This window comes from Pseudoruegeria sp. HB172150, assembly GCF_013184805.1.
GTDB lineage: Bacteria > Pseudomonadota > Alphaproteobacteria > Rhodobacterales > Rhodobacteraceae > Psychromarinibacter.
Genome location: NZ_JAATNG010000005.1, coordinates 158,679 through 177,342, shown reverse-complemented (window position 1 = coordinate 177,342; position 18,664 = coordinate 158,679). Strand labels below are relative to the sequence as shown.

20 protein-coding genes are annotated in these 18,664 nt (G+C 63.0%); 10 read left to right on the top strand and 10 right to left on the bottom strand.

Annotated features, from left to right (window positions below; all coding sequences use genetic code 11):
- Positions 1-64 precede the first annotated feature (64 nt).
- From sdhA to HCO70_RS19500, 8 genes are all read right to left on the bottom strand, one after another.
- A complete protein-coding gene (gene sdhA / locus HCO70_RS19535; RefSeq protein ID WP_172299337.1) occupies positions 65-1,873 on the bottom strand; it encodes a succinate dehydrogenase flavoprotein subunit in 1,809 nt (602 codons plus the stop codon).
- 10 nt (positions 1,874-1,883) lie between these two features.
- Positions 1,884-2,255, bottom strand: a complete 372-nt coding sequence (sdhD, locus tag HCO70_RS19530; RefSeq protein ID WP_172299335.1) for a succinate dehydrogenase, hydrophobic membrane anchor protein — start codon at positions 2,253-2,255, stop codon at positions 1,884-1,886.
- 11 nt (positions 2,256-2,266) lie between these two features.
- Positions 2,267-2,656, bottom strand: a complete 390-nt coding sequence (gene sdhC, locus HCO70_RS19525; RefSeq protein ID WP_172299333.1) for a succinate dehydrogenase, cytochrome b556 subunit — start codon at positions 2,654-2,656, stop codon at positions 2,267-2,269.
- A gap of 210 nt (positions 2,657-2,866) precedes the next feature.
- A complete protein-coding gene (locus HCO70_RS19520) occupies positions 2,867-3,610 on the bottom strand; it encodes a DUF4344 domain-containing metallopeptidase (RefSeq protein ID WP_172299331.1) in 744 nt (247 codons plus the stop codon).
- A gap of 154 nt (positions 3,611-3,764) precedes the next feature.
- Entirely contained in the window at positions 3,765-4,793 is a 1,029-nt protein-coding gene (locus tag HCO70_RS19515; RefSeq protein WP_172299329.1) for a MaoC family dehydratase, read from the bottom strand.
- Positions 4,794-4,795: 2 nt separating this feature from the next.
- Entirely contained in the window at positions 4,796-4,999 is a 204-nt protein-coding gene (locus HCO70_RS19510; RefSeq protein WP_172299327.1) for a DUF1737 domain-containing protein, read from the bottom strand.
- An 8-nt stretch (positions 5,000-5,007) separates the two neighbouring features.
- Positions 5,008-5,568 (bottom strand): NnrU family protein, encoded by a 561-nt coding sequence (locus HCO70_RS19505; RefSeq protein WP_172299325.1) that lies wholly within the window; start codon positions 5,566-5,568, stop codon positions 5,008-5,010.
- Entirely contained in the window at positions 5,565-6,425 is an 861-nt protein-coding gene (locus tag HCO70_RS19500; RefSeq protein ID WP_172299323.1) for a CoA ester lyase, read from the bottom strand. Before HCO70_RS19500 ends, HCO70_RS19505 begins: the two co-directional genes overlap by 4 nt.
- A 320-nt stretch (positions 6,426-6,745) precedes the next feature.
- Between HCO70_RS19500 and HCO70_RS19495 the strand changes: the two genes are divergently transcribed.
- Positions 6,746-7,060: a hypothetical protein gene (locus HCO70_RS19495; protein WP_172299321.1), complete on the top strand. Its 315-nt coding sequence runs from the start codon at positions 6,746-6,748 to the stop codon at positions 7,058-7,060.
- Positions 7,061-7,067: 7 nt separating this feature from the next.
- Here the strand turns inward: HCO70_RS19495 and HCO70_RS19490 are convergent, their stop codons facing one another.
- A complete protein-coding gene (locus tag HCO70_RS19490) occupies positions 7,068-7,820 on the bottom strand; it encodes a sulfite exporter TauE/SafE family protein (RefSeq protein ID WP_172299319.1) in 753 nt (250 codons plus the stop codon).
- Positions 7,821-7,985: 165 nt separating this feature from the next.
- Between HCO70_RS19490 and mdh the strand changes: the two genes are divergently transcribed.
- A complete protein-coding gene (gene mdh / locus HCO70_RS19485) occupies positions 7,986-8,948 on the top strand; it encodes a malate dehydrogenase (RefSeq protein WP_172299317.1) in 963 nt (320 codons plus the stop codon).
- 61 nt (positions 8,949-9,009) lie between these two features.
- Positions 9,010-9,804 (top strand): alpha/beta fold hydrolase, encoded by a 795-nt coding sequence (locus HCO70_RS19480; RefSeq protein WP_216665525.1) that lies wholly within the window; start codon positions 9,010-9,012, stop codon positions 9,802-9,804.
- A gap of 10 nt (positions 9,805-9,814) precedes the next feature.
- Here the strand turns inward: HCO70_RS19480 and HCO70_RS19475 are convergent, their stop codons facing one another.
- Positions 9,815-11,182, bottom strand: a complete 1,368-nt coding sequence (locus HCO70_RS19475; RefSeq protein ID WP_172299315.1) for an alpha/beta hydrolase — start codon at positions 11,180-11,182, stop codon at positions 9,815-9,817.
- Positions 11,183-11,503: 321 nt separating this feature from the next.
- Between HCO70_RS19475 and sucC the strand changes: the two genes are divergently transcribed.
- From sucC to HCO70_RS19440, 7 genes are all read left to right on the top strand, one after another.
- Positions 11,504-12,697 (top strand): ADP-forming succinate--CoA ligase subunit beta, encoded by a 1,194-nt coding sequence (gene sucC, locus HCO70_RS19470; RefSeq protein ID WP_172299313.1) that lies wholly within the window; start codon positions 11,504-11,506, stop codon positions 12,695-12,697.
- 97 nt (positions 12,698-12,794) lie between these two features.
- Positions 12,795-13,130, top strand: a complete 336-nt coding sequence (locus HCO70_RS19465) for a hypothetical protein (RefSeq protein ID WP_172299311.1) — start codon at positions 12,795-12,797, stop codon at positions 13,128-13,130.
- A 35-nt stretch (positions 13,131-13,165) separates the two neighbouring features.
- Entirely contained in the window at positions 13,166-13,651 is a 486-nt protein-coding gene (locus HCO70_RS19460) for a hypothetical protein (protein WP_172299309.1), read from the top strand.
- Positions 13,652-13,666: 15 nt separating this feature from the next.
- Entirely contained in the window at positions 13,667-14,548 is an 882-nt protein-coding gene (sucD, locus tag HCO70_RS19455; protein WP_172299307.1) for a succinate--CoA ligase subunit alpha, read from the top strand.
- A 4-nt stretch (positions 14,549-14,552) separates the two neighbouring features.
- Entirely contained in the window at positions 14,553-15,068 is a 516-nt protein-coding gene (locus HCO70_RS19450; protein ID WP_172299305.1) for a DUF805 domain-containing protein, read from the top strand.
- A complete protein-coding gene (locus tag HCO70_RS19445) occupies positions 15,065-15,595 on the top strand; it encodes a DUF805 domain-containing protein (RefSeq protein ID WP_172299303.1) in 531 nt (176 codons plus the stop codon). The genes HCO70_RS19450 and HCO70_RS19445 overlap by 4 nt, the downstream gene beginning before the upstream one ends.
- 110 nt (positions 15,596-15,705) lie before the next feature.
- Positions 15,706-18,660 (top strand): 2-oxoglutarate dehydrogenase E1 component, encoded by a 2,955-nt coding sequence (locus tag HCO70_RS19440; protein ID WP_172299301.1) that lies wholly within the window; start codon positions 15,706-15,708, stop codon positions 18,658-18,660.
- The last annotated feature ends 4 nt before the right edge of the window (positions 18,661-18,664 follow it).

Below are 18,664 nucleotides of genomic sequence, written 5' to 3'. Positions count from 1 at the left end.
CAAGCACCGGCAGGGGCGGTCAACCGCCCTGCCCCGGCCCCGCCTGCCGACCGCCCGCGCATCGTCAGTAGACCCGCGCCTTGGGCGCGATCTTCTTCAGCTCGATACCGCCTTCCTTCGCCTTCGTCAGCGGATCCAGATGCACCGGCCGGTAGTCCAGCGTCACCCGGTTATCCGCGCCGACCCAGCTCAGCGTGTGCTTGCGCCAGGTCTTGTCGTCGCGGTCCGGGTAATCCTCATGCGCATGCGCTCCGCGCGACTCCTTCCGCGCTTCGGCCCCGACGATCGTCGTCAGCGCGTTCGGCATCAGGTTGGTCAGCTCCAGCGTCTCCATCAGGTCCGAGTTCCAGACCAGCGACCGGTCCGTCACCTTCAGGTCCGCCATCTTGTCGGCGACCGCGTACATCTTCTCGACACCCTCGGCGAGCGTCTTGTCAGTGCGGAACACCGCCGCATCCGCCTGCATCGTGCGCTGCATCTCGTCGCGCAGATCCGCCGTCGGGGTACCGCCATCGGCGTTGCGGTAATGGTCGAACCGGTCCAGCGCCTTGTCGATAGACGCCTTGTTCGCCTCCGCTGGGGACGCCGCCGCATCGACCACCTCGCCGGCGCGGATCGCCGCGGCGCGGCCGAACACCACGAGGTCGATCAGCGAGTTCGACCCCAGCCGGTTCGCCCCGTGGACAGAGGCGCAGCCCGCCTCGCCAACCGCCATAAGCCCCGGCGCGATCCGCTCCGGGTTCTCTGCATCGGCGTTCAGCACCTCGCCCCAGTAGTTCGTCGGAATGCCGCCCATGTTGTAATGCACCGTCGGCAGCACCGGGATCGGCTCTTTCGTCAGGTCGACACCGGCAAAGATGCGCGCCGATTCCGAAATCCCCGGCAGCCGTTCATGCAGCGTTTCCGGCGGCAGGTGGTTCAGGTGCAGGTGGATATGGTCCTTGTCCGGGCCAACGCCACGGCCCTCGCGGATCTCCATCGTCATGCAGCGCGAAACCACGTCGCGCGACGCAAGGTCCTTGTAGGTCGGAGCATAGCGTTCCATGAACCGCTCGCCTTCCGAATTGGTCAGATAGCCGCCCTCGCCGCGCGCGCCCTCGGTGATCAGGCAGCCCGAACCGTAAATCCCGGTCGGGTGGAACTGCACGAACTCCATGTCCTGCAGCGGCAGCCCGGCCCGCGCCACCATCCCGCCGCCGTCGCCGGTGCAGGTATGCGCCGAAGTCGCCGAGAAATAGGCGCGGCCGTAGCCGCCCGTCGCCAGCACCGTCATCTTCGCGTTGAAGACATGCATCGTACCGTCGTCCAGCTTCCACGCCAGAACGCCCTGGCACACGCCGTCTTCCGACATGATCAGGTCGATCGCGAAATACTCGATGTAGAACTCGGCGTTGTTTTTCAGCGACTGGCCGTACAGAGTGTGCAGGATCGCATGGCCGGTCCGGTCGGCGGCGGCGCAGGTGCGCTGCACCGGGGGGCCTTCGCCGAACTCGGTCGTGTGGCCGCCGAACGGCCGCTGATAGATCTTGCCTTCCTCGGTGCGAGAGAACGGCACGCCGTAATGTTCCAGCTCGTAGACGGCGGCGGGGGCGGACCGCGCGAGGTATTCCATCGCGTCGGTATCGCCCAGCCAGTCCGACCCCTTCACGGTGTCGTACATGTGCCACTGCCAGTGGTCCGGCCCCATGTTGCCGAGGCTGGCGGCGATGCCGCCCTGCGCCGCGACGGTGTGAGAGCGGGTCGGGAAGACCTTGGTCACGCAGGCGGTGCGCAGCCCCTGCTCGGCCATGCCCAGCGTCGCCCGAAGCCCGGACCCGCCGGCGCCAATCACCACGACGTCATAATCATGCGTCTCGTAGTCGTAAGCGGCCATGTGTTTTTCCTCAGAGTGCAAGTTTGGCCAGCGCGAAGAGACCCGCGGCCATCAGGAAGTAGCAGAGTGTGATCACAAGGATCTCAAGCACCTTGCGAGCGGTTCCCTGGGTGTAGTCCTCGATCATCATGGTGAAGCCCTTGATGAAATGCTGAAGACCCACGACCAGCACCAGGCCGGTGATGATCGCCGGGAACGGGCGCCCGAAGGTCGCCACGACTTCTTCGTGCGTGCCGCCAAGGGCGCTGCCGAAGATGAACATGAAAACCGGCATCAGGAACGCCAGCCCGGCGCCGCTGACGGTCATGTACCAGTGATGCTCGGTTCCGGTATGCGAAGCGCCTTTGCCTTCGGCGCGCTTGCGGGCGGTCAGATAACGCATGGCGGCCTCCGTCAGACGATGATGATTGTGATGATGGTCAGGACGACAGAGCCTATCACGCAGCCCCAGCCCAGTTTTTCGGCTGTTTCGACCTCCAGCATGCGGCCCGCGTCGAACACGAAGTGCCGTAGTCCCGCCAGATAGTGGTACCAGACTGCCCAGCACGACAGGGCGAAAATGATGTCGCCGATCCATGACGTGACCAGCCAGTTGATGCAGGCGAAACTGTCCGGGCCGGTCGCCGCGGCCAGCAGCCACCAGACACCAAGGATGAATGGCGCGATCAGCGCGTTGCCGGTGATCCGCGTCAGAAGCGAACTGACCGATGTCATCTGGAGCCTGTAATACTGCCCCAGCATGAAGGGGGAGAGTGGCCGTTCCACGGGTTTCATGTCTGGCATGTCAGCTCCTGTATATCGCGGTGCAGCATCAGCTCATTCTCCCATAGCCTAAAGAAATCGTGCAAGTCACGGGGGAAAGGGGCAGGTTGGACACTGATCGCGGCAGATTTTTCCCGATCCGTCCCGCGTTGTGATCACAGCTATTTAGCGCGTGATCACAAAATTCGCCCTTCAGCCTCCCACAATCCATTGTTACCCGAATCCGCGATCCTAACGCGGTTCCAGATCCGCCAGGTAGCGGGCGAATTCGGCGCATATGATGATCTCGCGCGTCTTGGCGTCATAGAATGCGTTGGCGGTTCCGCACTCCTCGACACGGACAAGCATCCGCTTGGGCAGCGATAGCTTGGTGTTCATCGCGTCGACTTCTTCCTGCAGGACCTTGGCGGTGAAACGGCCGTACTCGTCCACATGATGATCGGTCAGAAACCGGATACTGCGCCCCGGCCCGTTGTCGTACAGCGACGTGACGACCGGCCCCCAGCTCTCCGCCGCCTTTTCGTATTCATCGACACAGGTCATGCGCCTTGCATCCGGCAATTCCAGATCTTCGGCAACGCGCCTGCGGTTATCCGGATCGGCGCCATAGAATAGGCAGACGAACGTATAATACCGCTGCAGGTCCGGCCCGTGCACATCCCAGTAGGCGGGTTCGTCGCCCGAACTGTTCTTGGCCTCGCCAAGGAAACCGTAGGCGGTGTGATAGGCCATATCCACTGCCGTCTCGCCATCGAACAGCGCGTCGATCATGAACACCGACAACACGTCTGCGGCGTCTTCCTCCTGCCCGAATATCGGCAGTTTCAGGATGTCGATCAGGGCGTGGCCGAACTCGTGATAGAAGATCGCCAGCAGGTTGGCGGCCAGGTATTCATGCGACCCGTCGCGCAGCCGCGCCGCCTGCGCGGGTATCGCCAGTCCAAGCGCCAGAACGAGTGCAAGAAGCCGTTTCATGTTGCAAGATTAAGGGCAGCACAAGGCTTTCGGTCAAGGGTGAACCGGGCGTATCCGGGGACGATCCCGCCGCAGTGTGTCCCCACACGTAGGTTAGCGCTAACACGCCTGAAATCAATCACTTGACCCCCCGTCCCCATGGGGACGCCCCTTTTCAGAGGGGCATCAGGGCCCAATAATCGAGGTCCAGCAGAACCTCCGGCAGGTACTTCCCGTCCGCCCCCTTCAGCCCGAACGCCTCACCCTTCGTCGCCACCAGCCGCAGCCGTATCGCCCCCACCCCCGGCGCCCCAGTCTCCGCCTTGTCCAGCACCTCCGACCAGGCCCTCACCGTATCCCCCGCGAAGCACGGATTGGCATGCGCCCCCCCGTTCAGCCCCACGATCAGCTGGGCATTGGCCAGCCCGTTGAAGCTCAGCGCCCTGGCCAGCGAGATCACGTGCCCCCCATAGATCAGCCGCTTCCCGTCCGGCCTCTGGGTCGCATCGAAATGGACCTTGGCCGTGTTCTGCCACAGCCGCGTCGCCAGCATGTGCTCGGCCTCCTCGACGGTCACCCCGTCGACGTGGTCGATCCTCTCGCCGACCTCGTAATCCCCCCACCGATGCGGCTCCCCCGCCAGCCCGAAATCATAGGCGGAAAAATCCAGCCCCGCCGGCACCACCAGATCCGCGGGCGCCACAGCCTCAGCCAGCTCCGGCACCACCGTCTCCGGCGCCGGCGCCTCCACGTCCCGCTTCCGCACCATCACCCAGCGGACGTATTCCAGCACCGCCTCTCCCCGCTGGTTCCGCCCCGTGGTCCGAACCCAGACCACGCCCGACTTGCCGCTGGAGTTCTGCTTGACCCCGATCACCTCCGACACCGCCGTCAGCGTATCGCCGGGATAAGCCAGCCCCAGCCACCGCCCCCCGGCATACCCAAGGTTCGCCACCGCATTCAGCGACACATCCGGCACCGTCTTGCCGAACACCGTATGAAACAGGATCAGATCGTCGAAAGGCGAGGCCTTCAGCCCGCAGGCCCGCGCGAACTCGTCCGAAGACTGCAGCGCATGCCGCGCCGGGTAGAGCGCGTGATAAAGCGCCCGCTCGCCCCCCGACAAAGTCCGCGGCACCGCATGCTCGATGACCTGTCCCGGTGCGTAATCCTCGAAGAACCGCCCGGCAAAGGTCTTCGCCATGACTAAAGCTGCCCCAGCTTCACGTCGGGCGAGTATTCGCCCTCAACCTCCTTCACCACCGCCTGCGCGCAGCGCATCTTGCCGGTCTCGGCATCGAACCCATAGGCGGGCGAGCCATATAGCTCCCACCCCTTCGACAGCGCCAGCGTGACCTTGTGGCAAAAGGCGGAGGTGTCGTCTTCGGTAAGCAGTCGGTAGGCTTTCATGTCACTCTCTATTGCGGGAAGGGGTAGTAACCCAGCCAAGTATGTATCCCAGCGATCAGGGCAAAGACCACCAGAGTAATGACCGCCAGCCGGATATCCCCAGCGAGGCTACCGCCCTCCCAGGAGGAATAATCCCGCTCGGCCCCATTGATCACCAGCATCTCGACGATGGCCCAGACACCCAGCAGCCCGAAAAGCAGTACTGACGAAAGGTCGCCATTCACCAGCAGGTGCGCCACCGCCCAAGTCAGCATACCCGTCAGCATCGGATGCCGCATCTTACCGCGCAGCCGGCTCTTGGAATTCCCCAGCCCGAACAGCACCACCGCGATGAGCATCAGCAGGTTGTTCAGGTGAATGCCCCAGCTTGGCGGGTAGTAGACGTCGATGAAATCGCTGGTCCGGAAACCGATCACCATGAGCACGACAGAGATCAACAGCGCCAGCGCCACGACGCCCTTTGCGCCGTTGCCCATCTTCGTCTCCATTGCCGCGCGCGGCCCGGGAGCAAGGCGTTTGAACAGGTGCGCCGCCCACCACAGGGCGATACCAAGGACAAGAAGGATCATTGCGCCATCTCCAGGGCTGTGATTGCGGCGGCCCGCGCCAGGGTAGCGCGTGCAGTGACAACGTGAAGGTTCTCGACAATGCGTCCGTCGACCACGGCCACGCCCTGCCCCTCGGCCTCTGCAGCTTCGAAGGCGTCGATCTGGCGCTGCGCAAGGTCGATCTCTTCTTCACTTGGCGCGAAAGCGGCGTTCGCGATGTCGATCTGCGCCGGATGGATAAGCGTCTTGCCGTCGAACCCCATGTCGCGGCCCTGTTCACATTCGGCACGCAGCCCGTCCTCGTCCTTGAAGGCGTTGTAAACCCCGTCGACGATAATCACCCCATGCGCCCGCGCCGCGAGAAGAGCGACTTGCAGGCTGGTGATCAGCGGCATCCGGTCGGGCCGCGTCCGGCAATTAAGGTCCTTCGCGAGGTCATTGGTGCCCATCACCATCCCGGTCAGGTACGGGTGCGCGGCGATTTCCTCGGCATGCAGAATGCCAAGCGGCGTCTCGATCATCGCCCACAGGTCGATATCGCCCGCCAGCCCGGCCAGTTCGTCCAGATCGGCGGCGGACCCCACTTTGGGCAGCAGGATCGCATCCGGTTTCGCAGACACCACAGCGGCGACGTCTTCCTGCCCCCACTCTGTATCCAGTGCGTTCACCCGCACGATCCGCCCGCGCTGTCCGTAACCGCCCTTTTCCAGCTCCCGCACCAGCAGTGAACGGGCGTTCACCTTCTCGTCAGCGGCAACGGCATCCTCAAGATCGAAGATGATTGCGTCTGCCTTCAACCCCCGCACCTTGTCCAGCGCGCGTTCCTTTGAGCCGGGGATATAGAGAACCGAGCGGTACGGGCGCGCTGCGTCGGGCATGATTCTCGCCTTCGTTGCTGACCTGAAGAAACCGACCACGGCCACGAGCGCCAGACAAGGGGCGATGTGCCGCGCCGCAGAAGTACCGACAATTCAGGCATTTACCTATTTGACTGGCACGGCGCGCGCTGCGTTAACCATTTTTTTCGGGTTTGGCGCCCAGTCTTTTCCCACGCCCGCAGCCGGGGAGGGCCGGAAAGGCAAACCACCGCACAACAGGTTTCGATGGGCGGGCAATATTTTGAATCAAGGGTGCGCCCGACCGCCGGTATGCGGCAGGCCAGGACGGGAAGCGCCCGGCAGAGAAAGGGAAAGACAGAATGAAACGCATGTTTCTTGCACTCTCTCTCGGTGTCGGCGCCAGCGTCCTTGCCGTCGAGCAAGCCACGGCCCAAAGCCGCAATTGCGCCGACCGGGAAACCGTCGTCCAGCGGCTGGCGGACGGCTACGGTGAAAGCCGGCAATCCGTTGGCATGGGTGCCAACAACGCGCTTGTCGAGATCTTCGCATCGACCGAAACCGGCACTTGGACGATCACGGTGACCATGCCGGACGGAACGACCTGCCTCGTCGCCTCCGGCCAGTCTTTTGAGCGTCTGGACGAGGAGCCGAGACCGGCGGGTGTGCAACTTTAGCAGCCGATCAGGTCAGCGCGTCCCAGATCAACTTGGCTCCGGCGCAGGTCAGGAACAGATATGTCAGGGCGAAGAACAATCGCCCCGACACGCGCCGGTGCAGCCAGACACCCAGCGCGACTCCGGCAAAGGCAACAGGTACCAGGATCAGGTCTGCGATCAACGAAGGCCGGGTAAAGATACCCAGAGCCGCATAGGGCGGAAACTTCAGGATATTGATCGCCCAAAACACCAGCACCGTCGTGGCCTGGTATTCAGTTTTCTCCAGCTTTCGCGACAGCAGGTAGACCGCAGCGGGCGGACCCCCTGCATGGCTGATGAAACTCGTCAGCCCGGCAAGACCGCCCATGCCCATTCCGGCCCCGTCTGACATCGGCCGTGCCGGCGACTGCAGGAAACCCGAAGCGGTTGCCGCTTGAAACGCGACGAAACCAATCGCGACCAGCCCGATCAGCAGCCGAAACATATCGGGATCGGCCACCCGCCACAGCACGACACCAAGCGCCACACCAGGAACCGAGCCGATCATCAGCGCCCGCGCCGATGCCCAGTGCCATTGCCGCCAATAGGGCCGCAGCAGCGCCAGATCCATCAGCATCAACAGCGGCAGCATCAGGCCAATCGCCTGTCCTGGTTCAAGAATCAGCGCCAGCATCGGGGTCGCGGCAAAGGCCACGCCAGAGCCGAAGCCGCCCTTAGAAACACCCGCGAACAGCACCGCCGGAACCGCCAGCGCGAAAAAGGCCAGATCAAGCTCCATTCCCTTCTCGCAATTCTTTTTCTTTGTTTCTCAGCCAGTTACTGTCGCGCTGCCTTTTCGGCATTCCGTCGCATACGGTTGTGCCTTCCGCGCCACCGCCTTGCACCGCGCATCCCGAGGGCTTAGGCATCCCGGCAAAGTCAACTGGACCGGAGTCAGCATCAAATGGCCAGACCGAAAATTGCCCTGATCGGGGCGGGACAGATCGGCGGGACGCTCGCGCATCTCGCCGCGATGAAGGAACTGGGCGACGTCGTCCTGTTCGACATCGCCGAAGGCACCCCCGAGGGCAAGGCGCTCGACATCGCCGAATCCGGCCCCTCCGAAGGCTTCGACGCCAAGCTGAAGGGCACGCAGGATTACGCCGATATCGCCGGCGCCGCCGTCTGCATCGTCACCGCCGGCGTGCCGCGCAAGCCGGGCATGAGCCGCGACGACCTGCTCGGCATCAACCTCAAGGTCATGAAATCGGTCGGCGAGGGCATCGCCGCCAACGCGCCCGACGCCTTCGTCATCTGCATCACCAATCCGCTCGATGCGATGGTCTGGGCTCTGCAGCAATTCTCGGGCCTGCCCGCGAACAAGGTCTGCGGTATGGCCGGCGTGCTCGACTCCGCCCGCTTCCGCCACTTCCTGAGCCTCGAGTTCGACGTTTCGATGAAAGACGTCACGGCCTTCGTCCTCGGTGGCCACGGCGACACCATGGTCCCGCTGACCCGATATTCCACCGTCGCCGGCATTCCGCTGCCCGACCTCGTTTCGATGGGCTGGACCACGCAGGACAAGCTCGACGCGATCGTGCAGCGCACCCGCGACGGCGGCGCCGAGATCGTCGGCCTGCTGAAAACCGGTTCCGCTTTCTACGCACCCGCGACCTCGGCCATTGAGATGGCTGAAGCCTATCTCAAGGACCAGAAGCGCCTGCTGCCGTGTGCCGCGCAATGCGACGGTCAGTTCGGCCTCAAAGGGATGTATGTCGGCGTGCCGTCGATCATCGGCGCGGGCGGCATCGAACGCATCGTCGACATCAAGCTCAACAAGGACGAGCAGGCGATGTTCGACAAGTCGGTCGACGCCGTGAAGGGCCTGATGGAAGCCTGCAAGGGCATTGACGACAGCCTGACCTGAGGGGATACAACGACCCGTGTGAGGCGCTGCCCGGTGCGGCGCCAGTGAACAGGGGGCCGTCATGATCACCCAACGGACGAAAAAACGGGCCGCCGGACGCGCAGAGCGCCTGGCGGCTTTTTTCGTGGCACTTCTCGCCGCTACCTGGACTCTGCCGGCCATGGCGCAAGACACCCAGCCAGAGCGTGAATGTGTCGTCCTTCTGCATGGGCTCGGTCGCAGCGACAGCTCGCTGATCGTCCTTGAACAGATGCTCGAAAGCGCGAACTTCCACCTCGTCAACCTGGGCTACCCGTCGAGAGAAACAGGTATCGAGGATCTGCTCGGATACGTCGACGAGGCGGTCGAGCAATGCGGCGATGAGACGGTCAATTTCGTCACCCACTCCATGGGCGGCATCCTTGCCCGCATGTGGCTGGCGCTGAACACTCCGAAAAACATGGGTCGTGTCGTGATGCTGGCACCGCCGAACCAAGGCTCGGAGGTGGTCGACAAGCTTTCGCGGCTCGACCTGTTCGAGATCCTGACCGGCCCGGCAGGCACCGAGCTTGGCACCGACGGCATCGTCAACCTGCTGCCGCCCATCGATTTCGACCTCGGCATTATCGCTGGGAACGTCTCGCTGAACCCGGTCTTCTCGCCGATGATCCCCGGCAAGGATGATGGCACCGTCTCGGTCGAAAGCACCAAAATCGAAGGCATGACGGATCACATCGTTCTGCCGACGAGCCACACGTTCATGATGAACAACCCGATGGTCATCGCGCAGGTGATCAGCTTTCTGCGGACCGGCGCCTTCGACCACGAACTTACCGACTGGCGCGCGCTGATCCGGCGGATCCGCGAACGGATCTGACCGGCGGCGGCTACTCCGATGCCGGCGCCTCCGGAGCGGCATCTTCGGCTTCAGTTTCCGTGGCGTCGCTGTCTTCAGCTTCTCCGGCGGCGTTATCCGCATTCGTCTCCGCTGCGCCGTCACCGCCGGTCGCTCCACCAACCTCCGCGGCCAGCGCATCCAGCGCCGCGGCGAATGCCTCGGGATAGTCCGGCGGGAACGTCCAGTACCGCGTTCCGCTCGGCGCGGTCGCTTCTGTCAGAACCCGGTTCGCGATCGGAATGCCCAGCATGATGTTCAGGATCAGGTCGTTCCCGACCCAGGAACTGTCATACCAGAAGGTGTGCGACGTCGTTGTCACATTGGGCAGGTCCTCGGGCCGGATCTGTATGACGTCCAGCAGGTTCTCGTCCGCCGCTTCAAGGATCCACGCCGCCTCTTCCTCGGTCAATTCGCGCAGGTCGGGGCGCCCGGCGCGCGATTCCCGGTTGATGACCTGCGCCAGCCTGAGTGTACTGTCGCCCAGGTTCAGAATTGTGGTTACGCTGTCCGCCAGCGGCGCGTACAGCTTCAGGTCCTCGACGAACTGCTGGAAGTCCGCGTCCGGTGCCACATGCACGACTTCGCCCAGCTTGTCGGCCGCCTCTGCATCCTCGCGCGCCAGCAGGCCCAGTCCGTCACTCGCCACCGTACCGCCCGAGCTGTAGGAAAAGATGTCGATCCGCTCTGCCGAGGTCTGACTCGTAAGCAGCTCGACCAGCCGGGCGAGGTGCTTGGCGCTGTCCGACGCGTTCCGAATATCCCGGAAGTAGCGCAGAAAGTTCTCCATCGTCGGCCAGGTGAACAGCACGACCACGGCCTCACGCCCTGAATAGTGCTGCAGCTGAGAGGCATGGCCCGCGGCGCGTTCCACGGTCGTGTTGGCACCGTGGATGAAGATCATGATGTCCTTGCCGAGACTGGCGTCCAAGGCGGCATTGATTTGTGCGAACCAGCCTGCCGCGACCGAAGGGTCCGAGTCCTCCTCGAGCACCGCCATCTCGTTCACATCGACGAGGTGCAGATAGGGCCGGTCGCCGGAATCGCCCCGGGTGGTCCATTCCTTGAGCTGGTCGAGCGTCGTGCCCTCTTCGCCGATCCGAAGCGTCCCTGTACCGACCCGCAGCGACCGGTCAGGTGCGATAGTATAGGATCCGCCGACGGGCATGCGGTTGGTGGCGTAGAAGATCTCTATCTCGTCGTCTTCGACCAGCGTCGGCGCCGCTTCGATGATCCGTTCGCCTTCGAGTTCGAAGACCACCGGCGGCGGCATCAGCCGGACCGGCGGGTGGTAGATAATGAAATAGGCGGAGATGCCGACAGCCAGAACCACGATAACGAGTAATATCTTCTTCCACATGGACCGGCTCCCGACCGAAGGATAATGCCCGCAGGGATAGCTGGGCGGTCGGGACCGGTCAACGAAACCTTCGCAGGCGCGGCAGCCGGCGTTATGGCGACTCGCGCGTGACTATCTTTGCACTGAATACGGCGCCGACTCAGCCCCGACTCATTAGCCGGCGCGTCGTATCGCCAAATTTGTGATCACACGATTTTCGCGTGTGATCACAAAACCCGCATTTTCCCGCCTGTTCCCGCAAACAAGTGTAATTTCTGTTTAATGTGGCCGCGATATCGTGCCAAGGACAACGGCAACGTCACAGGCGAAGGGACAGCTTTCATGAACATTCATGAGTACCAGGCAAAGGCGCTGCTGCGCTCCTACGGGGCTCCGGTCAGCGACGGCCGCGTCGTGCTGAGCGCCAATGAGGCAAAGACAGCCGCGGGCGAGCTCGACGGCCCGCTCTGGGTGGTGAAGGCGCAGATCCACGCGGGCGGCCGCGGTAAGGGCCACTTCAAGGAAACCGAAGCCGGTGAAAAGGGTGGCGTTCGCCTCGCCAAGTCAGTCGAGGAAGCCGCGCAGGAAGCCAACCGGATGCTCGGCAGCACATTGGTCACGCATCAGACAGGCCCCGTCGGCAAGCAGGTCAACCGCGTCTATATCGAGGACGGCTCGGATATCGAACGCGAGCTTTACCTCGCGCTGCTGGTCGACCGCGGTTCCTCGCGCATCTCCTTCGTCTGCTCGACCGAGGGCGGCATGGACATCGAGGAGGTCGCCGCCAAGACTCCCGAAAAGATCCTGTCCTTCTCCGTCGACCCGGCCGTCGGCTACCAGGGCTTCCACGGCCGCCGCATCGCCTTCGCGCTTGGGCTGGAGGGCAAGCAGGTCAAGCAATGCGCCGCGCTGATGGGCACGCTCTACAAGATCTTTGTCGAGAAAGACATGGAAATGCTCGAGATCAATCCGCTGATCGTGACCGACAGCGGCGATCTGAAATGCCTTGACTGCAAGGCCGGTTTCGACGGCAACGCTCTGTATCGCCACCCCGATATCGTCGGCCTCCGCGACGAGACCGAGGAAGACCCCAAGGAACTCGCTGCCTCAAAGCACGACCTGAACTACATCGCCCTCGACGGTGAAATCGGCTGCATGGTAAACGGCGCCGGTCTCGCCATGGCGACGATGGACATCATCAAGCTGTACGGCGCCGAACCGGCAAACTTCCTGGACGTCGGCGGCGGCGCCACAAAGGAAAAGGTGACAGAGGCTTTCAAGATCATCACCTCGGACCCGAATGTGAAGGGCATACTCGTCAACATCTTCGGCGGCATCATGCGCTGCGATATCATCGCCGAAGGCGTGATTGCAGCTGTGAAGGAAGTGGGCCTGCAGGTGCCGCTGGTGGTCCGTCTCGAAGGCACCAACGTCGAGAAGGGCAAGGAGATCATCGCGGGCTCGGGCCTCAACGTGATCGCGGCGGACGACCTGAAGGACGGCGCCGAGAAGATCGTGAAAGCGGTCAAGGGCTGAAGCGTGCCCTTCGGCAGACGGCATAACAGTTCGGAAACGATCGCCGCGGAACCCGCGGCGGTCCCTGCGTGTTCTCTTTCAAACGGAGAACAAGCCAATGGACATGAAACTGCCGACCCTGCCCAAGCCCCAAATGCCCGAGAGCATGCCTGCCACCGAGCGCATTGTGCCGGTGGCGATTGCCGCCGGCCTGCTGACGGCGGGCGCGCTGCTGTGGCGCGCCAGGCCGAGCGCGCTGGAGATCCCCGATCCGGCGCCGCTAGAGGATCTGAAGGATCCGGGCTTTATGCAGCGAGCGGCGCGCAAATCGCGCGACGGTGTCAGCAAGATCGCGCCGGGGAACCTTGGCGTCACGATCGGCCGCTCGATGGTGATCGCCGGCGGAGCAATCTTGATCACGCGCCTGCTGGACGAGGTCGCCTCTCGTCGCTGATCTGCGCACTGGCCATTTCGGCGGCTGCTACCAGTGTGGCCGCGCAGGGCAAGTCGAGCCAGATCGGTGCCCCCGAACCGGCTCTCGAACCTGAGGCGCCCGCGCCCGCCGAGCTGATGCGCGCGGCAACGGAGGCGTGCCTGCGCAACTACCGCACGCCCGATGACATCCCCGGCGCGCTCGAGGCCGCCGGGCTCACGCTCGCCCCCGGAATGGACGCAGATTCCTACGACGTCTCCGGCCCCGGTCTCTGGGGCATCGCTGCCCCATCGGAGCTTTACTGCACTTTCCAGTCACGCGACTTACCGCTGGCCGATGCGAAAGCGATGGGCACCGACCTCGCCAATACCCTCTTCCCCGGCATGATCCAGGAAGGCCACCCGGAGCGCGGCATGGGTTCGCCCTGCGACGGCCTGTCGATCTTCGCCCCGCAATCTCTCATCTGGCTCCATTATGCGCAGGCCGGCAATTCCGGCGAATGCGTCGATGACGGCAGCAGCGCCATAATCTTGAACATGTAAGCAAAAGGGACAGACATGGCAGTCCTCGTAGACGAAAACACCAAGGTCATCTGTCAGGGCTTCACAGGCTCGCAGGGGACGTTCCACTCCGAGCAGGCCATCGCCTACGGCACCAAGATGGTCGGCGGCGTGACCCCCGGCAAGGGCGGGCAGGAGCATCTGGGCCTGCCGGTCTTCAACTCCTGCTTTGAGGCCGTCGAAAAGACCGGCGCCAATGCCAGCGTCATCTACGTCCCGCCCCCATTCGCAGCGGATTCGATCCTCGAAGCCATCGACGCCGAGATCCCGCTTGTGGTCTGCATTACCGAGGGCATCCCTGTCCTCGATATGATGAAAGTCAAACGGGTGCTGGAGAACTCCAAAACCACCCTGATCGGCCCGAACTGCCCCGGTGTCATCACGCCCGACGCCTGCAAGATTGGCATCATGCCCGGCCACATCCACAAACGCGGCTCGGTCGGCGTCGTTTCCCGCTCGGGCACCCTGACCTACGAGGCTGTAAAACAGACAACCGACGTCGGGCTCGGCCAGTCGACCTGCGTCGGCATCGGCGGTGACCCCATCAAGGGAACCGAGCATATTGACGTACTCGAATGGTTCCTTGCCGATGACGAGACCGAGGCGATCATCATGATCGGCGAAATCGGCGGCTCCGCCGAGGAAGAGGCCGCCCAGTTCCTCGCCGACGAAAAGAAAAACGGCCGTTGGAAGCCGACTGCCGGCTTCATCGCCGGCCGTACCGCCCCTCCGGGTCGCCGCATGGGCCATGCCGGCGCCATTGTCGCCGGCGGCAAGGGCGGTGCCGAGGACAAGATCGAGGCGATGCAATGCGCCGGGATCGTCGTCGCCGAAAGCCCCGCGGGCCTGGGCGAGGCGGTACTGAAGGCCATCGGATGACCTGATGCGCATGCCAGCGGCCATATTGCGCTGTCTCGGACACAGCTTCACCTTCTCGGGTCGCGCCTCGCGAACCGAGTACTGGGGCTTCCTGCCGTTCGGGCTGCTGCTGCCGGTCTCCGGCTGGTTGGCGCTGCGCCACCTCGAATGGCCCGCGCTTGGGACGGAGCGGCTGGCACTGTCCGCATTGCTGCTGGTCCCGCTCGCCGCCGTCACCGCGCGGCGGATGAACGACGCCGGCTTCGATGCGCGCGACGTCGGGCCGCCCGCGACCGCACTGATGCTCTTTTTGTTGGAACTCGTGGTGTATGCCCGTTTCTTAAAATGGGCCACGACAGGAGCGGGGTTCGAGCTGTTCCTTGTGTCTATGCCGCTCCTCCTGGTGACGCCGTTGTTCATCGTGACGACCTTCTACTTCGGTCTCCTTAGCGGCGCCTCGCTCTTTGGGCACATGGCCATTCCATCCGAACCCGGCCCCAACCGCCACGGCCCGAACCCTACGCAGGATGCGGTCGCATGACCTTCTCACAGTCGGTCCGCACCTGCTTCTCCAAGTATTTCACCTTCTCGGGCCGCGCCTCGCGCCCGGAGTACTGGTGGTTCTTCCTGTTCATCCTCGTCGCCAGCTTCCTGCTCGGCATTATTGATGCTGCCCTGTTCGGCATGTCCGAAGTCGAGATTCGGCCGGGCGAGACGGAGTACAGGACCAACTCTGTGCTCGGCGGTCTTTTCGGCTTGGCCACTTTCATACCGTCCATTGCAGCAGGGTGGCGCCGCATGCACGACACCGGACGCTCCGGCCTTTTCCTGTTCTACCCGCTGATCGTGATGGTCGGGATCTTCACCTATGTCGGCCTGTTCCATGGCTTCGGCGTTTTTACCGACGGCCAAATCGACACGCTGTTCGAAGGTGGCGCCAGCCTGATCCTGATCTTGGCGATAATCGTCTTTTTTCTCTCGCCGTTTCTGGTGCTGTGGTGGCTGTCGCGTCCGACCCAGCCCGAAACCAACGAATGGGGCCCGCCACCGGTTCGGGTGACGCAATGAACAACCGCAATACCTATATGCACAACAGCTGCGTCCACGCCGCCAGGACGCCCCTCCGACCGACTGCAGCCGCCAACGCAACCCAATCCTGAACCCCAGGGTGAAACCCGATGACCGAACAAAGCCCAAACGACCTTTTCCATGCCTCCAGCTTCCTACAGGGGCATAACGCAGATTACCTTGAACAGCTTTACGCCCGCTATGCCAACGACCCGGGCTCGGTCGATGCGGCCTGGGCCGACTTCTTCAAGCAGATGGGCGACGACGAAGTCGCGGTGAAGCAGGAGGCCGCGGGCCCCAGTTGGGCACGACTTGACTGGCCGCCGGCACCGTCTGACGAGCTGACATCCGCGCTCGACGGCCAATGGGCCAAGGAAGAGCTGAAGGATGCCGGCAAGAAAATCGCCGCCAAGGCCGAAGACAAAGGCGTCAAGGTCTCAGACGAAGCGATCAAGCGCGCCGTACTGGACAGCCTGCGCGCGCTGATGCTGATCCGCGCCTACCGGATCCGTGGCCACCTCGTCGCCGAACTCGATCCGCTCGGCATGCGCGAGGAAACCCCGCACCCCGAGCTTGATCCGAAATCGTATGGCTTCACCGAATCCGATTATGACCGTCCGATTTTCCTCGACAACGTGCTGGGACTGGAATTCGGCTCTCTGCGCGAGATCCTGGCGATCGTGAAGCGCACCTATTGCGGCACCTTCGCGCTGCAGTACATGCACATCTCCAATCCGGAAGAAGCTTCCTGGCTGAAGGAACGGATCGAAGGTTTCGGCAAGGAAATCCAGTTCACCCGCGAAGGCCGCCGCGCGATCCTGAACAAGCTGGTCGAGGCCGAAGGCTTCGAAAAATTCTTGCACGTCAAATATATGGGAACGAAGCGGTTCGGCCTTGATGGTGGCGAGGCGCTGATCCCCGCGATGGAACAGATCATCAAACGGGGCGGCAATCTCGGCGTCAAAGAGATTGTCATCGGCATGCCGCACCGTGGCCGGCTGAGCGTATTGGCGAACGTGTTGCAGAAACCCTACAAGGCTATCTTCAACGAGTTCCAGGGCGGCAGCTTCAAGCCCGAGGATGTCGATGGTTCCGGCGACGTGAAATATCACCTCGGCGCCTCCTCCGACCGTGAATTCGACGGCAACACCGTGCACCTGTCGCTTACGGCGAACCCCTCGCACCTCGAGGCAGTGAACCCCGTGGTGATCGGCAAGGCCCGCGCCAAGCAGGACCAGTTGAACGACCGCGACCGTACGGCGGTTTTGCCGATTCTGCTGCATGGCGACGCGGCCTTTGCGGGTCAGGGCGTGGTAGCGGAATGCTTCGGCCTCTCAGGCTTGCGCGGCCACCGTACCGGGGGCACGATCCATATCGTCGTAAACAACCAGATCGGCTTTACGACGGCGCCGCATTTCTCGCGCTCGTCCCCCTACCCGACCGATATCGCGCTGATGGTCGAAGCGCCGATCTTCCACGTCAACGGCGATGACCCGGAGGCCGTGGTTCACGCCGCCAAGGTCGCCACCGAATTCCGACAGAAATTCCACAAGGACGTTGTGATCGACATCTTCTGCTACCGCCGCTTCGGTCACAACGAAGGCGACGAGCCGATGTTCACCAACCCGATCATGTACAAGAAGATCAAGGGCCACAAAACAACCTTGTCTCTTTACACTGACCGGTTGGTAAAAGACGGCCTGATCCCCGAGGGAGAGATCGAGGATCTGAAGGCGTCGTTCCAGGCGCACCTCAACGAGGAATTCGAGGCCGGTAAGGAATACCGCCCGAACAAGGCCGACTGGCTCGACGGGCGCTGGAGCCATCTCGACCGCGAGGGAGAGAAATACCAGCGGGGCGAAACCGCCATCGCGCCGGAAACGCTGGAACAAGTCGGCAAGGCGCTGACCACAACACCGGAAGGCTTCCCGCTGCACCGCACCGTCGGACGGCTTTTGGAAGCAAAGGCCGAGATGTTCAGCACCGGCAAGGGCTTTGACTGGGCTACTGCCGAGGCGCTGGCCTTCGGCTCGCTGCTGACCGAGGGCTATCCGGTCCGACTGGCTGGCCAGGACTCTACCCGCGGCACCTTTAGCCAGCGGCATTCCGGCTTCATCAGCCAAGAGAATGAGGAACGTTTCTACCCGCTGAACCATGTCCGCGATGGGCAAGCACAATACGAGGTCATCGACTCGATGCTTTCGGAATATGCGGTGCTGGGCTTCGAATACGGCTATTCGCTAGCCGAACCCAACGCGCTGGTGATGTGGGAGGCGCAGTTCGGCGATTTCGCCAACGGCGCGCAGATCATGTTCGACCAGTTCATCTCGTCCGGCGAACGCAAATGGCTGCGGATGTCGGGCCTCGTCATGCTGCTGCCTCATGGCTTTGAGGGTCAGGGGCCGGAGCATAGCTCTGCCCGCCTCGAACGCTTCCTGCAGATGTGCGCCGAGGATAACTGGATCGTCGCCAACTGCTCGACGCCGGCGAACTATTTCCACATCCTGCGTCGCCAGTTGCACCGCTCCTACCGCAAGCCGTTGGTTCTGATGACACCAAAGTCGCTCTTGCGCCACAAGTTCGCGATCTCGGATGCCGAGGATTTCACCACCGGCAGCTCCTTCCACCGGGTGCTTTGGGACGATGCCGAAAAGGGCCACTCCGACCTGCAGCTTGCCCCCGACGACAAGATCAAACGCGTCGTCATCTCCTCCGGCAAAGTCTATTACGACCTCCTCGAAAAGCGGGACGCCGAAGGCATCGATGACGTCTACCTGATGCGTCTGGAACAATTCTATCCCTTCCCGGCGCTTAGCCTCGTCAAGGAGCTCGAACGCTTCAAGGATGCGGAGGTGATCTGGTGTCAGGAAGAGCCCAAGAATCAGGGCGCCTGGACGTTCATCGAACCGAACATCGAATGGGTGCTGACTCGCATCGGCGCCAAGCACAGCCGTCCGCAATATGCCGGCCGCCATGCCTCGGCCTCCCCGGCCACCGGGCTAGCATCGCAACACAAGGCAGAACAGCAGGCGCTGGTGAACTCCGCGCTGGGAATCGAAGGGTAAGAGA

What these genes read in the sequence shown, in the direction of transcription:
- sdhA (WP_172299337.1), bottom strand. Translation starts at nt 1,873, where the DNA reads ATGGCCGCTTACGACTACGAGACGCATGATTATGACGTCGTGGTGATT.
- sdhD (WP_172299335.1), bottom strand. Translation starts at nt 2,255, where the DNA reads ATGCGTTATCTGACCGCCCGCAAGCGCGCCGAAGGCAAAGGCGCTTCG.
- sdhC (WP_172299333.1), bottom strand. Translation starts at nt 2,656, where the DNA reads ATGCCAGACATGAAACCCGTGGAACGGCCACTCTCCCCCTTCATGCTG.
- HCO70_RS19520 (WP_172299331.1), bottom strand. Translation starts at nt 3,610, where the DNA reads ATGAAACGGCTTCTTGCACTCGTTCTGGCGCTTGGACTGGCGATACCC.
- HCO70_RS19515 (WP_172299329.1), bottom strand. Translation starts at nt 4,793, where the DNA reads ATGGCGAAGACCTTTGCCGGGCGGTTCTTCGAGGATTACGCACCGGGA.
- HCO70_RS19510 (WP_172299327.1), bottom strand. Translation starts at nt 4,999, where the DNA reads ATGAAAGCCTACCGACTGCTTACCGAAGACGACACCTCCGCCTTTTGC.
- HCO70_RS19505 (WP_172299325.1), bottom strand. Translation starts at nt 5,568, where the DNA reads ATGATCCTTCTTGTCCTTGGTATCGCCCTGTGGTGGGCGGCGCACCTG.
- HCO70_RS19500 (WP_172299323.1), bottom strand. Translation starts at nt 6,425, where the DNA reads ATGCCCGACGCAGCGCGCCCGTACCGCTCGGTTCTCTATATCCCCGGC.
- HCO70_RS19495 (WP_172299321.1), top strand. Translation starts at nt 6,746, where the DNA reads ATGAAACGCATGTTTCTTGCACTCTCTCTCGGTGTCGGCGCCAGCGTC.
- HCO70_RS19490 (WP_172299319.1), bottom strand. Translation starts at nt 7,820, where the DNA reads ATGGAGCTTGATCTGGCCTTTTTCGCGCTGGCGGTTCCGGCGGTGCTG.
- mdh (WP_172299317.1), top strand. Translation starts at nt 7,986, where the DNA reads ATGGCCAGACCGAAAATTGCCCTGATCGGGGCGGGACAGATCGGCGGG.
- HCO70_RS19480 (WP_216665525.1), top strand. Translation starts at nt 9,010, where the DNA reads ATGATCACCCAACGGACGAAAAAACGGGCCGCCGGACGCGCAGAGCGC.
- HCO70_RS19475 (WP_172299315.1), bottom strand. Translation starts at nt 11,182, where the DNA reads ATGTGGAAGAAGATATTACTCGTTATCGTGGTTCTGGCTGTCGGCATC.
- sucC (WP_172299313.1), top strand. Translation starts at nt 11,504, where the DNA reads ATGAACATTCATGAGTACCAGGCAAAGGCGCTGCTGCGCTCCTACGGG.
- HCO70_RS19465 (WP_172299311.1), top strand. Translation starts at nt 12,795, where the DNA reads ATGGACATGAAACTGCCGACCCTGCCCAAGCCCCAAATGCCCGAGAGC.
- sucD (WP_172299307.1), top strand. Translation starts at nt 13,667, where the DNA reads ATGGCAGTCCTCGTAGACGAAAACACCAAGGTCATCTGTCAGGGCTTC.
- HCO70_RS19450 (WP_172299305.1), top strand. Translation starts at nt 14,553, where the DNA reads ATGCGCATGCCAGCGGCCATATTGCGCTGTCTCGGACACAGCTTCACC.
- HCO70_RS19445 (WP_172299303.1), top strand. Translation starts at nt 15,065, where the DNA reads ATGACCTTCTCACAGTCGGTCCGCACCTGCTTCTCCAAGTATTTCACC.
- HCO70_RS19440 (WP_172299301.1), top strand. Translation starts at nt 15,706, where the DNA reads ATGACCGAACAAAGCCCAAACGACCTTTTCCATGCCTCCAGCTTCCTA.